This window comes from Bacillus sp. SIMBA_008, from assembly GCF_046535495.1.
Taxonomy (GTDB): domain Bacteria; phylum Bacillota; class Bacilli; order Bacillales; family Bacillaceae; genus Bacillus; species Bacillus subtilis.
The window spans coordinates 1-381 of sequence record NZ_JAWRWL010000085.1 but is presented as its reverse complement, the minus strand read 5'-3'; the positions used below and the strand labels follow the sequence as shown (position 1 = coordinate 381).

Here is a 381-nt window from a genome sequence, read left to right as displayed (position 1 = left end):
AATGTCGGGTATCCATTGGTGACAGTCTGTGCGCTGAAAAAAGATGATGAGATCAGAATGGCCTTCAGCGGCGTATGTCCATTTCCGTTTCGTTCTGCTGAAATGGAGGCTGTGCTTAACGATAAAAGCTATTCATTAGAAGATAGAGCGCGCAGGTCTTTACAGTATGTACCCAAACCCGTTCTTGATGATGCGGAAGGCTCAAGTGAATACCGAATATTTGTCTTGCAACATACAATTTTAGATGCCTTACGGGAATTAGAAGGAGGTCCAAATGTCTGATCTTATTACGTTGAAAGTAAATGGCGAGGAAAGACAGATGACGGTCAGACCGGCTGATACTTTGTTATTTGCTCTTCGTCTTCGTCTCGGATTAACTGG

General features: G+C 43.6%; 2 pseudogenes. Both read left to right on the top strand.

The window, feature by feature from the left end:
- A pseudogene (locus tag SB658_RS22250) lies at positions 1 to 282 on the top strand (FAD binding domain-containing protein); the annotation flags it as partial.
- Positions 275 to 381: pseudogene (locus SB658_RS22245) on the top strand ((2Fe-2S)-binding protein); the annotation flags it as partial. The pseudogenes SB658_RS22250 and SB658_RS22245, both read left to right, overlap by 8 nt.